The organism is Tolypothrix sp. VBCCA 56010 (assembly GCF_050875635.1).
Taxonomy (GTDB): domain Bacteria; phylum Cyanobacteriota; class Cyanobacteriia; order Cyanobacteriales; family Nostocaceae; genus Hassallia.
The window spans coordinates 1-887 of the sequence record NZ_JBPAOH010000376.1 but is presented as its reverse complement, the minus strand read 5'-3'; the positions used below and the strand labels follow the sequence as shown (position 1 = coordinate 887).

1 protein-coding gene and 1 pseudogene are annotated in these 887 nt (G+C 35.9%); both read right to left on the bottom strand.

Annotation, left to right across the window (positions count from 1 at the left end):
• Positions 1 to 365 (bottom strand): annotated as a pseudogene (locus tag AABK37_RS41575) (RNA-guided endonuclease InsQ/TnpB family protein); the annotation flags it as partial.
• Positions 366 to 443: 78 nt separating this feature from the next.
• Positions 444 to 887 (bottom strand): IS607 family transposase (locus AABK37_RS41570; protein ID WP_432557210.1); only part of this gene is annotated, 444 nt, incomplete at its 5' end.

Here is an 887-nt window from a genome sequence, read left to right as displayed (position 1 = left end):
ATAGCTTGGTAGTTAAATTTGACAATGTTTTTCTCGTCAATATAACTAGGTGGCTTTGGGTAACCAGTAAACTTTTTTGGGTCTAATTTGTAGACCTCCATAGCTTTGTAATAAGCACTCCAGGCATCAGTGTTCTGTTTTAAAACCAGCTGAGCAACTTTTGCAGGCATTGCTGCATAATTACTATCTAATTTAAACATCACATCTAATTTAGCCTGAGATTGCGTACCCCAACCATAGAAGAAGCCTTGACGTTGTGTAAATTGAACTGTGTTGTAAAGTTTACTCGATGCAGTAGTAATGTCCTCACAGTAAGGAAACCACTCGTGACCGTATTTAATTGTGTGTTTTTCTACATTTTGCATAGACACAAATGAACAAGCAAATTTCGACCTAAAATCATTATCAGATACCTGAATATATTTCTAGATAAAATAAAACATTTACTCATCAGTTTTTGACTGCAATGTCTCGACTATCTTCTCAGTTTTTCTTTTAGCTCGTCTTTGACCATAAAGTCTGGCAGCAAACGATGTGATAATTGCCACTAAGTCTGTCATCAGTTCATCACGACCATTTTCAGCAAGGTTAACTACCTCTAAAGTGACACCGCATCTAGTAAGTAATAGATCAATATAGTGTGTACCAAATCGTCCTAATCTGTCTTTGTGTTCTACTATTAAATATTGGTAGTTTTCTTGTTTTAGTAACTTTTCTAGTTTCTTACGATTATCGTTTAACCCGCTCCCTACCTCTTTTACGACGTGAGCTATTTGATAACCTTTGGCTATGGCATAATTGGTCAATCTTTCTGCTTGACGGTCAAGGTTATCTTTATTTTCAGCAGAAGAAACCCTAGCATAAATTGCAGCTTTATGTAACTTATC